Raw genomic sequence first — 16384 nt, 5'->3', positions numbered from 1 at the left:
GGTGCCCGACGACCACGACATGGGGTCATTGCCGCCCGAGCGCGGCGTCGACCTCGGCGCGGGTCGGCGCCGAGCCTGCCCCCGCCCTGGTGGTGGCGAGGGCTCCGGCGGCGCAGGCCCGAGCGAGCGCGACCTCCCGCCCGAGGTGCCAGGACGCGGCGAGGGTCCCGGCGAAGGCATCGCCTGCACCGGTGGTGTCCACCACCTCGACGGCGGGCGGATCACTGCGCAGTTGCACGCCACCGGGACCGCGCAGGGTGGCGCCCCGTGCGCCGAGCGTGGTGACCACATCGGGCACCCGTGCCAGGGTCGCGGCGCCGAGTTGCGCGGCCTCGGTCTCATTGACGACGAGCACGTCCACGCACGCGATCAGCTCGTCCGGGAGTGGCGCCGCAGGCGACGGGTTGAGGATCACGGTGGTCCCGTTCGCCCTGGCGTGCCGAGCGCCTGCGGTGACGGCGGCCACCGGCAGCTCCAGCTGGCACAGCAGGAGGTCGGCGTCGGCGATCGCGCCGAGTTCGGCGTCCGTCGGTTCGCGCAGGGCGGCGTTGGCGCCGCTCACCACGACGATGGAGTTCTCGCCGGAGTCGTCGACCGAGATGACCGCGACCCCGCTCGGCCCCTCGGTCTCGCGCAGCAGGATGGCGTCGACCCCCGCGCCGACCAGCGCGGCCCTCAGTTCCGGCGCGAAGGCGTCGTCGCCGACGGCACCGAGGAACCGCACATCGGCGCCCGCACGGGCCGCGGCGACGGCCTGATTGGAGCCCTTGCCGCCCGGTCCGGTCGAGAAGCCGTGGCCGAGGATGGTCTCACCGGGCGCGGGCAGTCGCGGGGTGGTGGTGACCAGGTCCATGTTGATGCTGCCGAGGACGGTGATCCGGGGAGCGGACATTGGCCGAGGCTAGCCGGGTTCCGCGGGGTCTCAGTTCGTGTCGGCGGGGACACGCGCGCGCAGCAGCGCGTATCCGCCGCACACGGCGGCCCCGAACACGACGCCGACGACCAGCGCGGTGCGGCCGGTGGGGGTGAAGAAGAGCAGCACCACGACCATTGCCAGGAAGGCGAGGGCCAGCCAGTTGGTCACCGGCGCCCCCGGCAGGCGGTATTCCGCGGCAGGCAGCAGGCCTGCCCGGACCGCCGCCCGGAACTTGAGGTGGCAGACCAGGATGGTGCCCCAGACGAAGATGATGCCAACCGTGGACACCGAGGTGATGTAGAGGAAGGCGCGGTCGGGGGAGACGATGTTGACGATCACGCCGATCACCATCGCGCCCGCGGACAGCGTGATGCCCGCAAACGGGACCGATCGCTTGCTGAGCGCGCCGAGCGCGGCCGGGGCCTCGTGGCGCTGCGACAGGCTGCGCAGCATCCGGCCGGTGGAATAGATGCCCGAGTTGCACGAGGACAGCGCCGCCGTCAGCAGCACGAAATTCATGATGCCCGCCGCCGCGGGGATGCCGATCTGCTGCAGGACCTCCACGAACGGGCTCATGCCCGCGTGGAAATCGCGCCAGCTCGCCACCGAGAGGATCACCACCAGCGAGCCGATGTAGAACAGGCCGATCCGGAACGGCAGGGTGTTGATCGCCTTGCGCAGGGTCGGCCTCGGGTCCTTCGCCTCGCCCGCGGTCACGCCGACCAGCTCGACGCCCACGTACGCGAACATCACGATCTGCAGGCTCATCAGCGCGGCCCCGAACCCGTTGGGGAACACCCCGCCGTCCGCCCACAGGTTGGTCACCGTCGGGTTGGTGGCGTGACCGAAGCCGAGTGTGAGCACGCCGATGCCGATCAGGATCATGCCCAGGATCGCGGTGATCTTGATGGCGGAGAACCAGAACTCGGCCTCGCCGAACAGCTTGACCGAGATCAGGTTGGCGCCGAACAGGCCGACCAGCACCACCAGCGCCGTCAGCCAGGTCGGCACGGCGGGCCACCAGAACTCGACATACTTGCCTGCCACCGTGATCTCGGCCATGCAGGTGGCCACCCACACCGCCCAGTACGTCCAGCCGGTGACGAACCCGAAGAAGCGGCCGAGGAACTCCTCCGCGTACTCGCCGAAGCTGCCCGAGACGGGGCGGTAGCTGAGCAGCTCACCGAGCGCGCGCATGATCACGAAGATCACCAGCCCCGCCGCGAGGTAGGCCAGGATCAGCGACGGCCCGGCTTCCTCGATCGCTCCGCCCGCGCCGTAGAACAGGCCGGTTCCGATGGCGCCACCGAGCGCGATCATCTGGATGGTCCGGGAACTGAGTCCGCGGCTGTAGCCCTCGGACGGTTCCTCGGTGAGCACCTCGAGGTGGGACTGGGTCATGGGAGCTTATTTCCTCTGTTAACTACTTGGGCTGAACGATTATGCGCCGGACCGGTCGTTACCCTGTACTCATGACCGCGGTGAGCAAGACGGTGGAGACGAACGGCGCTGCCAACGGCGACGACGACGGGCGCGGGGACCCGGCCCGTGCGGCCGTCCACGAGGCTGCCCGCAACGCCCGTGTGGCGTCGCGGGTGCTGGCCCAGCTGACGACCGCGCAGAAGAACGCGGCCCTGTACGCGGCGGCCGATGCCGTGCTCGCCGCCACCGACGCCGTGCTCGCCGCCAACGCCCTCGACATCGAGGCCGCCAGGGCGACCGGCACCGAGGAGAGCCTGCTCGACCGGCTGCGCCTGACCGCCGACCGCGTCGGCGGCATCGCGGCGGGCCTGCGGCAGGTCGCCGGGCTCGCGGATCCGGTCGGCGAGGTGGTGCTCGGCGCGACGTTGCCCAACGGCCTGGAGATCCGTCAGGTGCGGGTGCCGCTCGGCGTGATCGGCATGGTGTACGAGGCCCGACCCAACGTCACCGTCGACGCGTTCGGTCTCGCGCTCAAGTCCGGGAACGCGGCGCTGCTGCGCGGCTCGTCGTCCGCCGTGCACTCCAACGCCGCGCTCGTCGAGGTGCTGCGCGCCTCGCTCGCCGCGCAGGACCTGCCCGCCGACGCCGTGCAGTTGCTCTCCAGCGAGGACCGCTCCAGCGTGACCCACCTGATCCAGGCCCGCGGCCTGGTCGACGTCGTGATCCCACGCGGCGGCGCGGGTCTGATCAACGCCGTCGTCCGTGACGCCACCGTGCCGACGATCGAGACGGGCGTCGGCAACTGCCACGTGTACGTGCATGCCGCGGCCGACCTCCCGATGGCCGTCAAGATCGTGCTGAACTCCAAGACCCGCCGCCCGAGCGTGTGCAACACCGCCGAGACCGTCCTCATCGACAAGGCCATCGCGGAGACCGCGTTGCCCGCGGTGACCCAGGCGCTGCAGTCGCAGGGCGTGATCATCCACGGCGACCTGCCAGGACAGGTGCCCGCCACCGAGGCCGACTGGGCTGAGGAGTACCTCTCGCTCGACGTGGCACTCAAGGTGGTCGACGGGATCGACGACGCGATCGACCACATCAACCGCTACGGCACCGGTCACACCGAGGCCATCGTGACGGCGGACCTGGCCGCGGCCCGCGATTTCACCGCCCGGGTCGACGCGGCCGCCGTGATGGTCAACGCCTCCACCGCGTTCACCGACGGCGAGCAGTTCGGGTTCGGCGCGGAGATCGGCATCTCCACACAGAAGCTGCACGCTCGCGGTCCGATGGGCCTGCCCGAGCTGACCTCCACCAAGTGGACCGTCTGGGGCGACGGGCACACCCGACCGGTGTAGTCGCCCGCCCCGCAGGACAGACCGACCCGACAAGCACAAGGAGCGAGTGTGGACCGCGCACTTCCGACGACGCCGCCGATCTTCGCGAGCGTCGATGAGGTGATCACCCGGCTCGCCGAGACCGGGTACCTCTCCGACAAGGCCACCGCCACTGCGGTGTTCCTCGCCGACCGGCTCGGCAAGCCGCTGCTCATCGAGGGGCCCGCGGGCGTCGGCAAGACCGAGCTGGCCCGGGCCGTCGCGCAGGTCTCGGACGCGGAACTGGTGCGCCTGCAGTGCTACGAGGGTGTCGACGAGTCCCGCGCGCTGTACGAGTGGAACCACGCCAAGCAGATCCTGCGCATCCAGGCCGGCAGCGACAACTGGGACTCGACCAAGGAGGACGTGTTCTCCGAGGAGTTCCTGCTGCCGCGGCCGCTGCTCACCGCGATTCGCCGGGAAGACCCGACCGTGCTGCTGATCGACGAGGTCGACAAGGCGGACGTCGAGATCGAGGGCCTGCTGCTCGAGGTGCTCAGCGACTTCGCGGTGACCGTTCCCGAGCTGGGCACCATCGTCGCCACCCGCAAGCCGTTCGCGGTGCTGACCTCGAACGCGACCCGCGAGCTGTCCGAGGCGCTCAAGCGCCGCTGCCTGTTCCTGCACCTCGACTTCCCGGACGCGGATCTCGAGCGCCGCATCCTCGCCAGCCGCGTTCCCGAGCTGCCAGAGGCGGTGGCAGAGCAGCTCGTGCGGACCATCAGGGTGTTGCGGGGCATGCAGCTCAAGAAGCTGCCCTCGGTCGCCGAGACCATCGACTGGGGTCGCACGCTGTTGGCGCTCGGCATGGACACGCTCGACGACGATGCGGTCCGCGCCACGATGGGCGTCATCCTCAAGCACCAGTCCGATCAGCTGCGGGCCGCGGCCGAACTCCGGCTGAACTAGCTCGTCCGAACCGAGAGGACGGAACCGACATGGCCGCAACGCCCCACACGCCCGGTGCCCTCGCGTCGCCGCACGGGCTGCCGGGCCACCTCGTCGAGTTCGTCGAGGCGCTGCGCAAGCGGGGGATCGCGGTCGGGCCCTCGGAAACCGTCGACGCCGGTCGGGTGATGGCGGTGCTCGACCTGCTCGACCGCGAGTCGCTGCGTGAGGGCCTTGCCTGTTCGCTCCTGCGCAGGCCCACTCACCGCGCGACCTTCGACGCCCTGTTCGACCTCTGGTTCCCGGCCGGGGTCGGCCTGCGCGCGGACGGCGGCGCGGAGGTGTCGATCCCGCGCACCCCCGAGGGCGAGGTGGACTTCGACGCCCTGCGGGAGCTGATCGCCGGACTGCTCGCCGACGGATCCTCGGAGTCGCTGGCGTTGACCGAGCTGCTCACCGGGCAACTCGTCGAGGAGCTCGGCAAGTACGAGTCGTCCAAGGGGCCCTCCTTCTCCGCGTACCAGGCGCTGCGCGACGTGGCGCCGGAGACGCTGCTCGCCCGGATCCTCGACGGACTGATCGGCAACAGCGTCGACGGTGAGCACCCGGACGGCGACTACGCCACCGAGGTCGCGCGCCGGACCGCGGCGCAACGGATCGCGGACTTCCGCAAGATGGTCGAGGTGGAGACGCGCCGCAGGTCCGCCGAACAACTCGGCAAGGACCGGGTGGCGACCTACGGGGTGCCCCGGCTCGCCGAGGAGGTCGACTTCCTGCGGGCCTCGGACACCGAGCTCGTCGCGCTGCGACGCAGCGTGAGCCCACTGGCGCGCAAACTCGCGAGCCGGCTCGTGGCCAGGCGCAAGCGCAGCAGGGCGGGCGCCATCGACCTGCGCAAGACGCTGCGCAAGTCGATGTCGACCGGCGGGGTGCCGATCGACCTCGTGCAGCGCAAGCCGCGGCCTGCCCGACCGGAGCTGGTGGTCCTGTGCGACGTCTCCGGTTCGGTGGCGGGCTTCAGCAATTTCACGCTGCTGCTCGTGCACGCCCTGCGGGAGCAGTTCTCCCGGGTGCGGGTCTTCGCGTTCATCGACACCACCGACGAGGTGACCCGCTTCTTCGACGCGGGCGCCGACCTGGGCGCGGCGATGTCGCGGATGATCCGCGAGGCCGAGCTGATCACCTACGACGGCCACTCCGACTACGGCAATGCGCTCGGTGTCTTCGCCGAACGCTTCGCGCACAGTCTGACCAGCAAGAGCTCTCTGCTGATCCTCGGCGACGCGCGCAACAACTACCGCGACCCGAATGTCGCCGCGCTCACCCATCTCGCCGCGGTCGCCAAGCACACGCACTGGCTCAACCCGGAGCCGCGCGGGCAGTGGGGCAGCGGCGACTCAGCCGCCTACGTCTATGCGGACACGGTGACCATGCACGAGTGCCGGTCGGCGCAGCAGCTCGCCGCGGTCGTCGAGGGTCTGCTCCCGGTGTGACGGCGCACGGTCGGGCCGCGCCGAGGCAGCCAGTAAGCTCGACACTCGTGCAGCAGGAACCAGGAACAACCCCCAGGCGGCGACCGCGTCGCCTGGGAGTGATGGGCGGCACGTTCGACCCGATCCACCACGGCCACCTGGTCGCGGCCAGCGAGGTCGCGGACCGGTTCGCGCTCGACGAGGTCATCTTCGTGCCGACCGGGCAGCCGTGGCAGAAGGCCGCACGCACTGTCAGTCCGGCCGAGGACCGCTACCTGATGACCGTGATCGCGACGGCCTCGAACCCGAGCTTCTCGGTCAGCCGGGTGGACGTGGACCGCGAGAAGGCCACCTACACCGTGGACACACTCCGCGATCTGCACCGCCAGCATCCCGATGCCGAACTGTTCTTCATCACCGGCGCCGACGCGCTGGAGAGCATCCTGTCTTGGCAGGACTGGGAGGAACTGTTCGAGCTCGCGAAGTTCGTCGGCGTGAGCCGTCCGGGCTTCGAGCTCGGCGTCGGGCACCTGGCCGAACACCTGGAGGGCCTGCCGGAGGACGCGGTCACGCTGATCGAGGTCCCCGCCCTGGCGATCTCCTCGACCGAGTGCCGGCTCCGTGCCGCAGAGAACCGTCCCGTCTGGTACCTGGTGCCGGACGGGGTCGTGCAGTACATCTCGAAACGCAACCTGTACCGACCGCACGATTCCGAGCGCCTCGACGGCGCCGTCACCGTGTCGCAACCGGCACCGCACAAGATCAGTACCCATCCGCAGAACCGGGAGAACACGTAGTGAGCGCATCCGCCGAAGCCCTTGAAATGTCGCGAATCGCGGCGCTGGCAGCAGACGAGAAACTGGCGAGCGATGTGGTGGTGCTCGACGTCTCCGAGCAGCTCGTCATCACCGACTGCTTCGTCATCGCGTCGGCCGCGAACGAGCGTCAGGTCAACGCCATCGTCGACAACGTCGAGGAGAAGCTGCGCGAGGCCGGTCACAAGCCGGTCCGCAAGGAGGGCACCCGCGAGGGCCGCTGGGCGCTGCTCGACTATGTCGACATGGTCGTCCACGTCCAGCACGACGAGGAGCGGAACTTCTACGCGCTCGAGCGGCTGTGGAAGGACTGCCCGGTCGTCCCGGTCGACGGCATCGAGCCGCGGTCGAAGATCGCAGGCACCCCCGAGGACGAGGCCGTGGAGTCCCCCGACTACCCGGAGTCCGCTCAGTGACCGAAAGCCCCACCACCGGTCCGTCCGTCCGGCGCTTGATCCTGCTCCGGCACGGCCAGACCGAATACAACGCGGGCGACCGGATGCAGGGTCAGCTCGACACCGATCTCTCGGAACTCGGTCGGGTCCAGGCGAAATCGGCGGCCAGGGTGCTCGCCGATCGGCGTCCGATCGCGATCGTCTCCTCCGACCTGCGGCGGGCCCGCGACACGGCCACCGCCTTGGGTGAGCACGCCGGCCTCGAGATCGGACTCGACGAGCGGCTGCGCGAGACACATCTCGGCCAGTGGCAGGGCCTGACCCATACCCAGGTCGACGAGCGTGACCCGGGTGCCAGGACGGCATGGCGCGCCGACGCCCGGTGGGCCCCTCCCGGCGGCGAGAGCCGTATCGACGTGGCCAGGCGCGCCGCGCCGGTGGTGACCGAACTGGTTGCCCGGCAGGAGAGCTGGGGCGAAGAACCGATCGTGCTGGTGGCGCACGGAGGGCTGATCGCCGCTCTCACTGCGGCGCTGCTGGATCTGCCCGTCGACCGGTGGGCGGTGTTCGGGGGACTGGGCAACACCAGCTGGGTGCAGCTGAGCGGCCACGGGGACCCGGACGCGCCGAGCTGGCGCCTGGACGTGTGGAACGCCTCGGCGACGGTGGCCAGCGATGTCCTCTGAGCTCGCGGTCGAACCGCCCGTCGATCCTGGCCGCCCGGTCCTGTTGGTGCTGGCCGATTCGCTGTCCTACTTCGGTCCGAAGGGCGGGCTGGCCGCCGACCACCCACGGATCTGGCCGAACATCGTTGCCGCCGAGCTCGGTTGGGACGTCGAACTGGTCGCCCGAATCGGCTGGACCAGTCGAGACGCCTACTGGGCGCTGATCCAGGACCCGCGGGTGTGGGCAACCGTGCCGCGCGCGGGTGCCGTCGTCTTCGCCGTCGGCGGCATGGATTCGCTGCCCTCGCCGCTGCCAACCGCGCTGCGTGAGCAGATCCGGTACGTGCGGCCGCCCGCGCTGCGGCGCGTGGTCCGGTCTGCCTACGGCTGGCTGCAGCCGCGGCTGTCGCCGCTCGGCTGGCCGGTCGCGCTGCCCCCGAAACTGAGCGTCGAGTATCTCGAGAGTGCAAGGAGCGCATTGGAATACATGCGCCCCGAGCTCCCGGTGATCGGCACCCTGCCGTCCGTCCACGACTGCGAGGCCTATGGCAAGGTGCACTCGGGCAGGCCCGGTGCGGTCCGCGCGCTCGAGCGGTGGGGTGCGGAGAAGAACGTGCCTCTCGTCGACCTCGCCGAGGCGGTTCGCGAGAACGTCTTCTCGGAGCACGGCAATCCGGACGGCATCCACTGGGGCTGGGAGGGGCACGAGCGGGTCGCCGCGGCCATGCTGAGCGCGATCCGTGCGGCGGTTCCCGGCCGGGAACCGCTGGAGGGCATACGGTAACGCTGTGCCCGTCGTCGTCGTCACCGATTCCTCGGCCTGTATCGCTCCCGAAGTGGCGCAGCGGTACGGGATTCGCGTCGTGCCCCTGCATGTCCTCGTCGGCGGCAGCGATGTCAGGGAGGGTGTCGACGAGATGCCTCAACCGCTCCCGCAGGGCGCCACGATCACCACGTCGGGGGCGTCGCCCGGCGAGCTGACCGAGGCGTACTCGCGGGCACTGGACGAGAGCGCGGGCGACGGCGTGCTCGCCGTGCACATCTCGCGCCAGCTCTCCGGCACATGGGAGGCGGGACGGCAGGCCGCGGAGGGATTCGGCGGCAACGTCCGCATCGTCGATTCACAGTCCACGGCAATGGGATTGGGCTACCCGGCGCTGGCCGCCGCCAGGGTGGCGAAGGCGGGGGGCGATCTGCGGGCGGTCTATGAGCGCGCCGTGGACGTCGCGAACCGGGGCCGGCTGCTCATCATGGTCGATCGGCTCGATCACCTGCGCAAGGGCGGCCGCATCGGCACCGCCGCGGCGTTGCTCGGCACCGCGCTGGCCATGAAGCCGGTGCTGCACCTGGTGGACGGCAAGCTGGTGCTCAGGGAGAAGACACGCACCGCGACCAAGGCGCTCGCCAAGATCGTCGAGAGCGCGGCCGAGTACGCGGGGGACGGCCCCGCAGCGGTGGCCGTGCATCATCTGCAGGCGCAGGAGCGGGCCGAGGAGGTCGCGGAGGCGCTGCGGGAGCGGATCCCCTCGATCAGCGAGATGGTGGTCTCGGAGATCGGCGCGGTGATCGGCACGCACGTCGGCCCCGGTGCCATCGGCGTGCTGGTCTGTCCGGGCGGAGCGGACGCCGAGAACATGTCGGCGGAGCCCGCGGGCCCGGGCGACAGCGTTCATCCCCAGTCCGAGAACTGATCCACAGCGCTGCCCCGGGATGGTGCCGTTCAGCCGGCACTGGGTCTGACGGTGACCGAGTTGATGTCGTAGACGCCGAGGAACTGGACGAAGGCCAGCGCCTGCGGCTTGTCCCCGTTCTGGTCGGTGGTGAACGACATCAGCGGGACCGGCAGACCGGCATGGGTGGCGTACACGGTGTAGCTGGTGTCGGGGGTCATCCCGCGTCCGGTGAACTGCACCATGTCCAAGCCGTCGACGGCCCGCACGATGAGATCGCTCGAGCCCGGACCCACCAGGGCCGGGGTGACGTTCTGGATGGGAAGGTTCAGGCCTTGCCGGGTCAGGGTGGCCGTCCCCGGCCCGCTGGGCACAGCACCGGCGACGTACACCACCGCCTGACCTTCCTGTCCCGTCCGCAGGGTCGTGGCGATCGAGCGGGTGGCGGTGTCGACGACGTCGACGCTGTCGGAGCCCTCGTTGACGACGTAGACGCGGGTGTTGTCGGGGCTGGGCCAGATGCCGTGCGGTTCGACGCCGGAGGACGGAACAGACCCGACCTGGGTGGGCGGCCCGTCCGGGTGACGTTGGTAGATCTTGGTCTCGTCGGTGCCACCCACTGTGAGGTAGACGAGCTCCGCTTCGGGTGTCGTCACGAATGCCGGGTGGTTGGTGTTCGGCCCCGTGTCGAGGACCGCGCTGATAGCGCCGGTGGTCAGGTCGAGAACGCTGACCTTGCCTGCCTTCTTGTGCGCGGCCCACAGCTCCTTACCGTCGGGTGAGAGGGCCATGTCGGAGGAGAAGGCGTCGGCGAGCCCGGTGATCCGCTGCACGACGTCGCGCGAGGCGACGTCGATGACGTCGATCGTCGCCGCGCGTGAGTGGTTGACGTAGGCCCGACTCCCGTCGGGGCTGAACAACACCTTCGACGGGCCCGACTCCGTGCCGACCTGCCCGATGACCCCGCCGTGTAGCGCGTCGACGATGTCGACCTGGGACAGTGCCCGGTCCGCGACCCAGACGGTTTGGCCGTCCGGGCTGAAGAATCCCTCATGGGAGGAACGGCCAACGGTGGTCTGCGAAACGATGCTGTTGTCGGACGTGCGGATCACCGTGACGGTGTTGGACGTGACGCTGACCGCGTCGAGGTATTGGCCGTCCCGGGAGAATCCGAGACCGTGCACGTCGACATTGCGCAGGTACTGCGGTCCCAGGATGTCGCCGAGCCGCTGCGCCCCGAGCGCGATCGTCCCCAGGACCTCGTTGGTCGCGGGGTTGATCACCGACACCGTGTTCGAGGTCTGGTCCGCGGTGTAGACCCGGTCGCTCGGTGAGATCGGCTGCGCCCCGGGCAGCGCCGGCGCCTGTTCCACCTGCGCCGTCGATGTCCCCGGGGTCGGGCTGCCGGACTGAGCGCCCTGCACGTCGCTGTCGCCACAAGCAGACACCAGCACCAGGGCGGCGCAGGCGATCACCGCGGTCCTCGCACGCCAGATGATGTCACGATGCGTACTCACGTCAGACCTCCACTCGGTCGGTCGGCCCCCTGGGCTTCGGCACCTCCTGGCACTGTCACGCTGATGGAAAAGTTTAGCCCTGCGGTTGGTTTCATCCCCAGCCTGTGAACTGATCCACAGCAGGCCCGAAGGCGGGGTCTGCCGGCCTGATCCGGGCGGATCGCGGTCCTAGCGTCGTGTCATGCGCAGCACCGACGAGACCCGGGACCGGATCAGGCAACGACTCGAGGCGATCGCTGACGGGGACCGGGTCGACAAACCCGCCACCTCGTGGGACCGCGCCGATCAGCCGGATTCCGCGCCGGACCTCGGCGACGGCGATTCGGGTCCGCGCGCACCCGGGTGGCTGACCGAGCAGGCGGCCCCGGCGCGCCCGCGGCTGGCGCCCGGCCGTCGCGGGGTGGTGGCGTTGGCGGCGGTCGCGCTCGTCGCGGCGGTAATCGGGGTCCTGTTCGCCTGGCGGGACCGGCCCGTCGCGCAGGCTGTCGAACCGGTGACCGTCGTGTCCGCCGAATCCTCGGGACAGCCAGGGGCCGCGCCGACGCCCGCACCGGCACCGGCGGATCCCGCGGCCGCGACACCGCCGGCCGATCTGGTGGTCAGCGTCGTCGGACTCGTGCGGACCGCGGGCCTGGTGCACCTGCCTGCGGGGGCCCGGATCGCGGACGCGCTGGCGGCGGCCGGCGGTGCCAGGGAGGGCGCCGACCTGCTGGGGCTGAACCTGGCGCAGCGGCTCAACGACGGGGACCAGATCCTGGTCGGGCTGGCGCCCCGCGACGGGGCGCCCGTCGCGGTGGGCAGCGCCACCGTCGGGGCGGGCCCGGCCGCGGCCGGCGCGGCTCGTCCGCCCGACCCGGCCGCGCCCGGCAAGGTGAACCTCAACACGGCGTCCGAGGCGGAGCTGGACGGCCTGCCGGGGGTCGGGCCGGTCACGGCGGCGGCCATCGTCGCGTGGCGGCAGGCCAACGGGAAGTTCACCGACGTCGAACAGCTCGGCGAGGTGGACGGGATCGGGCCGGCCAGGCTGGAGAAGCTGCGCGCGCTGGTGAGCATGTAAATGACGACGCCAGGCGCCGCGGACCCCGACCGTCGGGTGCTCGATCTCCGGCTGCTGCCGTCTGCGGGAATGTGCTGGGGCGCAACGCTGGTCGGGATCGAGCTGGGATGGCGGGCCGCGCTGTGGGCGGCGTTCGGCGCGCTGGCCGCGGCGGCGACCGCCGTGGTCGTCGCGGTCGCGGGCACTCGCCGAGCGTTCGCGGGGGTGCTGATCGCGGCGCTGCTGATCGGTGCAGGCTTCGCGGTGGCCGTCGCGGCCCGCGAGCGGGCGGTGGCCGAGCACCCGCTGACCGCGGTCGCCTCGAGGGGTGGGCACGCGAGCCTCACCGTCGTGCCGACGGACGATCCGCGGCCGGTCCGCTCCCCGGCCGGGGACACGGTGATGGTGCGGGCGTCGCTGCGGTCGATCGACGCACCCGGGGCAGGCGGTTACGCCGTCGGCGGTGCCGTGGTGGTCTTCGCCCCCGCCCACGGCTGGCAGGAGCTGCTGCCGGGGCAGCGGGTGAGCCTGCGGGGCAAGGTGAGCCGCCCGATCCGCCGCGACCTCACGGTCGCGACGATCCGCGTGACGGGGGCGCCGCTGCGGGTCGAACCGGCGCCGTGGACGCAGCGGGTGGCGGGCGCGGTCCGGGAGCGATTCGCCGCGGCCGCGCGATCGGCGTTGCCACCCGAGGCAGCCGGATTGTTGCCGGGCCTGGTGGTGGGGGACACCTCGGGGCTGCCGGGCGGGGTGCGGGACGACTTCACCGCCGCTGGGCTGTCCCACCTGACCGCGGTCTCCGGGGCGAACATCTCGATCCTGATCGGCGCCGTGTTGCTGCTCATGCGGGCGTTGGCGCTGGGTCCGCGCGCGTCGGCGGTGCTCGCGGCAGTGGCGTTGGCGGCCTTCGTGATCCTGGCCCGGCCGTCGCCGAGCGTGCTCCGGGCCGCGGTGATGGGCTCGATCGGGCTGCTCGCCCTGATGACCAGCAGGCGCAAGCAGGCGATGCCCGCGCTCGGGGCTGCGGTGATCGTGCTGTTGGCGTTGTTTCCCGCGTTGGCAGTCGATTTCGGGTTCGCCCTGTCCGTTGCCGCGACCGCGGCGCTGGTGCTGCTGGCGCCCGGGTGGGCGCGATGGCTGCGGGCGCGGGGCTGGCCGCGGGCGCTGGCCGAGGCGGTGGCGGTGGCCACCGCCGCGTACGTCGCGACGGTGCCGATCGTCGCGGCGATGTCCGGGACCCTCAGCACGGTGGCGGTCGCCGCCAACGTCGCGGTCGCCCCTGTGATCGCGCCGGTCACCGTGATCGGCGCGATGGGGGCCGCGGGTGCGGCGGTGTGGCTCCCGCTCGGCGGACTGATCGTGCGGGCGACCGGGCCGCCGTTGTGGTGGTTGCTGCGGGTCGCCGAGTGGTCCGCGGGTGCGCCCGGCGCCACCGTCGCGGTTCCCGCCGGGCTCGCCGGCGCCGCGGTGATGGCGGGGATCGCGGCGGGCCTGCTGCTCGCGATCCGATCCAGGTGGCTGCGGCGGGTGCTCGCGGCCGCGGTGCTGGGGCTGGCGCTGGTGTGGGTGCCGGCCCGGGTTCTGTGGCCGGGCTGGCCGGTGCGGGACTGGGTGCTGGTGGCCTGCGACGTCGGGCAGGGAGACGCACTGGTGCTCGCCGCGGGGGACGGCACCGCTGTGGTGATCGATGCCGGTCCCGAAGCGCGACTCGTCGACGGCTGCCTCGACAGGCTGGGCGTGCGGACCGTCGCGGCGGTGGTGCTGACGCATCTGCACGCCGACCACATCGACGGCCTGCCAGGGGTGCTGCGGGGGCGCCGGGTCGGCGCCGTGGTGCTCGGCCCGATGCGCCAGCCGGAGAGGGGTTTTCGCCAGGTGAGTACGCAGGCCGCGGCCTCCGGCGTGGCGATCAGGGAGGCGCGGGCGGGGGAGCAGTTGCGGCTGGGGGCGCTGACGTTCCTGGTCCTCGGGCCGACGCTTCCTGTGCCGCGCAGCCCCGCCGCGGGAGCGGAGATGGCGAACGAGCAATCTCTGGTGCTGTCGGTGGACACCATCGCGGGACGGATCCTGCTCACCGGGGACGTCGAGGCGGAGGGTCAGCGGGACCTGCTGCGGGATCGGGTGCCGGTGGCCGCGGACATCCTCAAGCTGCCGCACCACGGCTCGCGCACCACCACCGAGGAGTTCCTGCGGGCGGTCGGGGCGAGCCTGGTCGTGGTCTCGGTCGGGCAGGGCAACACCTTCGGCCACCCCAACCCAGGCATCCTGCGTGTCCTGCAGGAGATGGGCGCCACGGTCGCCAGGACCGACCGGGGCGGCGACGTCGCGGTGAGCAGGTCCGGCGGCGGGGCCATCGCCGTCGGACGGCCATGATGGCCCGGCCCCCGATCGTTAGACTCGGCCCATGTCGATCACCGCGAAGCGGTCCGAGGAATCGCGCGCCGCCAGCGGGCACGAGGCCCGATGGGAGCAGCACAACCTCGAGCGGCAGACGCGGATCCTCGAAGCGGCGGTCGCGATGCTCGAGGAGAGCCCGGTGGGCGCGGACATTCCGGTGCAGCAGATCGCGACCCGTGCCGGACTCGCCAAATCGGTGGTGTACCGGCAGTTCGACGGCAGGGAGGACCTGGACTGCCGGATCCGGGCGCACCTCGTCGACGAGTTCTCCCGCAACCTCGACGCCCAGCTGGACATCTCCACCGGGTCGGTCGAGGAGATCCTCGTCCGAACCATCCGCGCGGTGGCGGACTGGATGACCGATCACCCGCGCCTGAACGAGTTCGCCCGCACCGGGCCGATCGCACCCGGCGCGGACATCGACGCGGTGAGCAGTCTGAAGGTGCGGATGTCGGACCGGGCCCGCGAGCTCATCTCGTCGATCGCGATGCTCATCGACGTCGACGACAGTGCCTTCGATTCCGTGCCGTTCGCGGTCGTGACCATGGTCGAGGGGACCCTGACGCAATGGGTCAGCGATCCCGGGCCCACGCGTGACCGGTCGGAGATCGTGGCCGATCTCGCGAGGCTGGCCTGGTTCGTGCTGGACGGCGCGGCACGCTCGGCGGGCGTCACCGTCGACCCCACGGCGGAGTTGTCCGCGGTCATCGCGCAGCTGTCGGGTCAGGCGGCCTGCCGAGCCTGACGGTCGGGCTCGCTGCGGTAGCGAGAGGGCGGTCCGTCGATGTGCATTCGCCGCCACAACCGCGTGGTGACCGCGTTCATCAGGCCCAGTTCCTCGGCGAGCGCGCGCATGTCGCCGAAGTAGCCACGCAGGATGGCGCGGGAGTGCTCGCCGCGCCAGAAGGCTTCCTTCATCACCGCGCGCGGGATCCCGAACTCCTTGGCGAACGCCTTTGGCGGGGTCATGATCTCGCCGGCGAGCCAGCGCATGGCGAGGGGGAAGCTCACCGCGCACACCGCCTTGGATGCGGCGCTCATCCTGCCGACGTGCGCCTTGAGGAACTCGTTGGCGAAGGAGATGTGCCGAGCCTCCTCGGCGATGTGGATCTCCATGGTGCGCAGCATCGCGGGTGGGATGTTCGCCCCCTCGCGGATCAGCGCCTTCTGGTAGTGGTCGATCGGCTCCTCGCCGCCGAGGATGCCGATGAAGAGGATCACGTGCGCGTAGCCGCCTGCCACCCCGATGAACGGGGACAGCGCGCGGAAGGTCCGCCGCATGCCGGGAACGTCGACCCCGATCCGGTTGACGAGCTCCTGGAACATCTGGATGTGGTTGCACTCCTCGGTCATCTCGTGGAGGCAGTAGCGGAACTCCGGCGACCCGTTGGGCAGCTTCATGATGTACTGCATCATTCCGCGGATCAGGATGCTCTCGAACGCAGCGCCGACCTTGACCGAATTCGCCTGGCGCCACTTCCCGATCGCGATCTGTCGCTCCAGCGGCTGCTCCCGATACCACCGGGTGGCGCCGAGTGGATCGATCTCGGGGGAGAGGACCCAGCGCGGATCCGCCGGGTCGATGGCGAATTCCGGTGCATCCCAGTCGATGTCGAGATAGGGATCGAAGCGGCGGTGGACGGATCCCTCGGACAGTGTCTGCAGCAGTTCGCGATAGGCGGGATCGAGCAACTCCGCGGTGGGTGTCGTTGACGTCGCCATCGATGGTCTCCCTGGTCGTGGTTCGGTGTGGTTCCCGAGTGCGTGGGTCCGGGCCTGACCGGCTCCGTGGTGTCGCTCAATTTACTGAGACTC

At 71.0% G+C, this 16384-nt stretch carries 15 protein-coding genes; 11 read left to right on the top strand and 4 right to left on the bottom strand.

Going from position 1 to position 16384, the window contains the following annotated elements:
• Positions 1-25: 25 nt before the first annotated feature.
• Together ACWFRB_RS09745 and ACWFRB_RS09740 are read right to left on the bottom strand one after the other, a co-directional pair.
• Positions 26-892, bottom strand: coding sequence for a ribokinase (locus ACWFRB_RS09745; protein WP_452640593.1), 867 nt, complete (start codon positions 890-892; stop codon positions 26-28).
• A 30-nt stretch (positions 893-922) separates the two neighbouring features.
• Positions 923-2317, bottom strand: a complete 1395-nt coding sequence (locus ACWFRB_RS09740) for an amino acid permease (RefSeq protein WP_452640591.1) — start codon at positions 2315-2317, stop codon at positions 923-925.
• A 71-nt stretch (positions 2318-2388) separates the two neighbouring features.
• On the opposite strand from ACWFRB_RS09740, the gene ACWFRB_RS09735 reads away from it, so the two are divergent.
• The 8 genes from ACWFRB_RS09735 to ACWFRB_RS09700 all read left to right on the top strand — a co-directional run bounded on the left by ACWFRB_RS09735 (position 2389) and on the right by ACWFRB_RS09700 (position 9640).
• A complete protein-coding gene (locus tag ACWFRB_RS09735; RefSeq protein WP_452640590.1) occupies positions 2389-3696 on the top strand; it encodes a glutamate-5-semialdehyde dehydrogenase in 1308 nt (435 codons plus the stop codon).
• A gap of 48 nt (positions 3697-3744) precedes the next feature.
• On the top strand, positions 3745-4623 hold the full coding sequence (locus tag ACWFRB_RS09730; protein WP_452640589.1) for an AAA family ATPase: 879 nt from the start codon (positions 3745-3747) through the stop codon (positions 4621-4623).
• 29 nt (positions 4624-4652) lie between these two features.
• Positions 4653-6095, top strand: coding sequence for a vWA domain-containing protein (locus tag ACWFRB_RS09725; RefSeq protein ID WP_452640588.1), 1443 nt, complete (start codon positions 4653-4655; stop codon positions 6093-6095).
• 101 nt (positions 6096-6196) lie between these two features.
• Positions 6197-6871 carry a nicotinate-nucleotide adenylyltransferase gene (nadD, locus tag ACWFRB_RS09720; protein WP_027499922.1) on the top strand — a complete coding sequence of 225 codons (675 nt, stop codon included), beginning with the start codon at positions 6197-6199 and terminating at the stop codon, positions 6869-6871.
• Positions 6871-7305, top strand: coding sequence for a ribosome silencing factor (gene rsfS / locus ACWFRB_RS09715; protein ID WP_136910151.1), 435 nt, complete (start codon positions 6871-6873; stop codon positions 7303-7305). Before nadD ends, rsfS begins: the two co-directional genes overlap by 1 nt.
• Complete coding sequence (locus tag ACWFRB_RS09710) at positions 7302-7970, top strand: histidine phosphatase family protein (protein WP_452640586.1); 669 nt, start codon at positions 7302-7304, stop codon at positions 7968-7970. Before rsfS ends, ACWFRB_RS09710 begins: the two co-directional genes overlap by 4 nt.
• Entirely contained in the window at positions 7960-8733 is a 774-nt protein-coding gene (gene octT, locus ACWFRB_RS09705) for a diglucosylglycerate octanoyltransferase (protein ID WP_452640585.1), read from the top strand. Before ACWFRB_RS09710 ends, octT begins: the two co-directional genes overlap by 11 nt.
• Positions 8734-8737: 4 nt before the next feature.
• Complete coding sequence (locus ACWFRB_RS09700) at positions 8738-9640, top strand: DegV family protein (protein WP_452640584.1); 903 nt, start codon at positions 8738-8740, stop codon at positions 9638-9640.
• 29 nt (positions 9641-9669) lie between these two features.
• Here ACWFRB_RS09700 and ACWFRB_RS09695 read toward each other — a convergent pair whose 3' ends face one another.
• The gene (locus ACWFRB_RS09695) at positions 9670-11136 is read right to left on the bottom strand and encodes a beta-propeller fold lactonase family protein (protein ID WP_452640583.1); all 1467 of its coding nucleotides are present in this window, start codon (positions 11134-11136) and stop codon (positions 9670-9672) included.
• 181 nt (positions 11137-11317) lie between these two features.
• Here ACWFRB_RS09695 and ACWFRB_RS09690 point away from each other — a divergent pair, with 181 nt between their 5' ends.
• The 3 genes from ACWFRB_RS09690 to ACWFRB_RS09680 are packed head-to-tail and all read left to right on the top strand — an operon-like array spanning position 11318 to position 15314.
• Positions 11318-12193 carry a ComEA family DNA-binding protein gene (locus ACWFRB_RS09690; protein WP_452640582.1) on the top strand — a complete coding sequence of 292 codons (876 nt, stop codon included), beginning with the start codon at positions 11318-11320 and terminating at the stop codon, positions 12191-12193.
• Positions 12194-14545 carry a ComEC/Rec2 family competence protein gene (locus ACWFRB_RS09685; RefSeq protein WP_452640581.1) on the top strand — a complete coding sequence of 784 codons (2352 nt, stop codon included), beginning with the start codon at positions 12194-12196 and terminating at the stop codon, positions 14543-14545.
• 31 nt (positions 14546-14576) lie between these two features.
• Complete coding sequence (locus tag ACWFRB_RS09680) at positions 14577-15314, top strand: TetR/AcrR family transcriptional regulator (RefSeq protein ID WP_452640579.1); 738 nt, start codon at positions 14577-14579, stop codon at positions 15312-15314.
• Here ACWFRB_RS09680 and ACWFRB_RS09675 read toward each other — a convergent pair.
• On the bottom strand, positions 15293-16291 hold the full coding sequence (locus ACWFRB_RS09675; protein ID WP_452640578.1) for an AurF N-oxygenase family protein: 999 nt from the start codon (positions 16289-16291) through the stop codon (positions 15293-15295). The two genes, ACWFRB_RS09680 and ACWFRB_RS09675, sit on opposite strands and share 22 nt — an antisense overlap.
• Between the last annotated feature and the right edge of the window lie 93 nt (positions 16292-16384).

This window comes from Rhodococcus sp. NPDC055112 (genome assembly GCF_053607505.1).
This window is presented reverse-complemented; position numbering and strand designations above follow the sequence as displayed.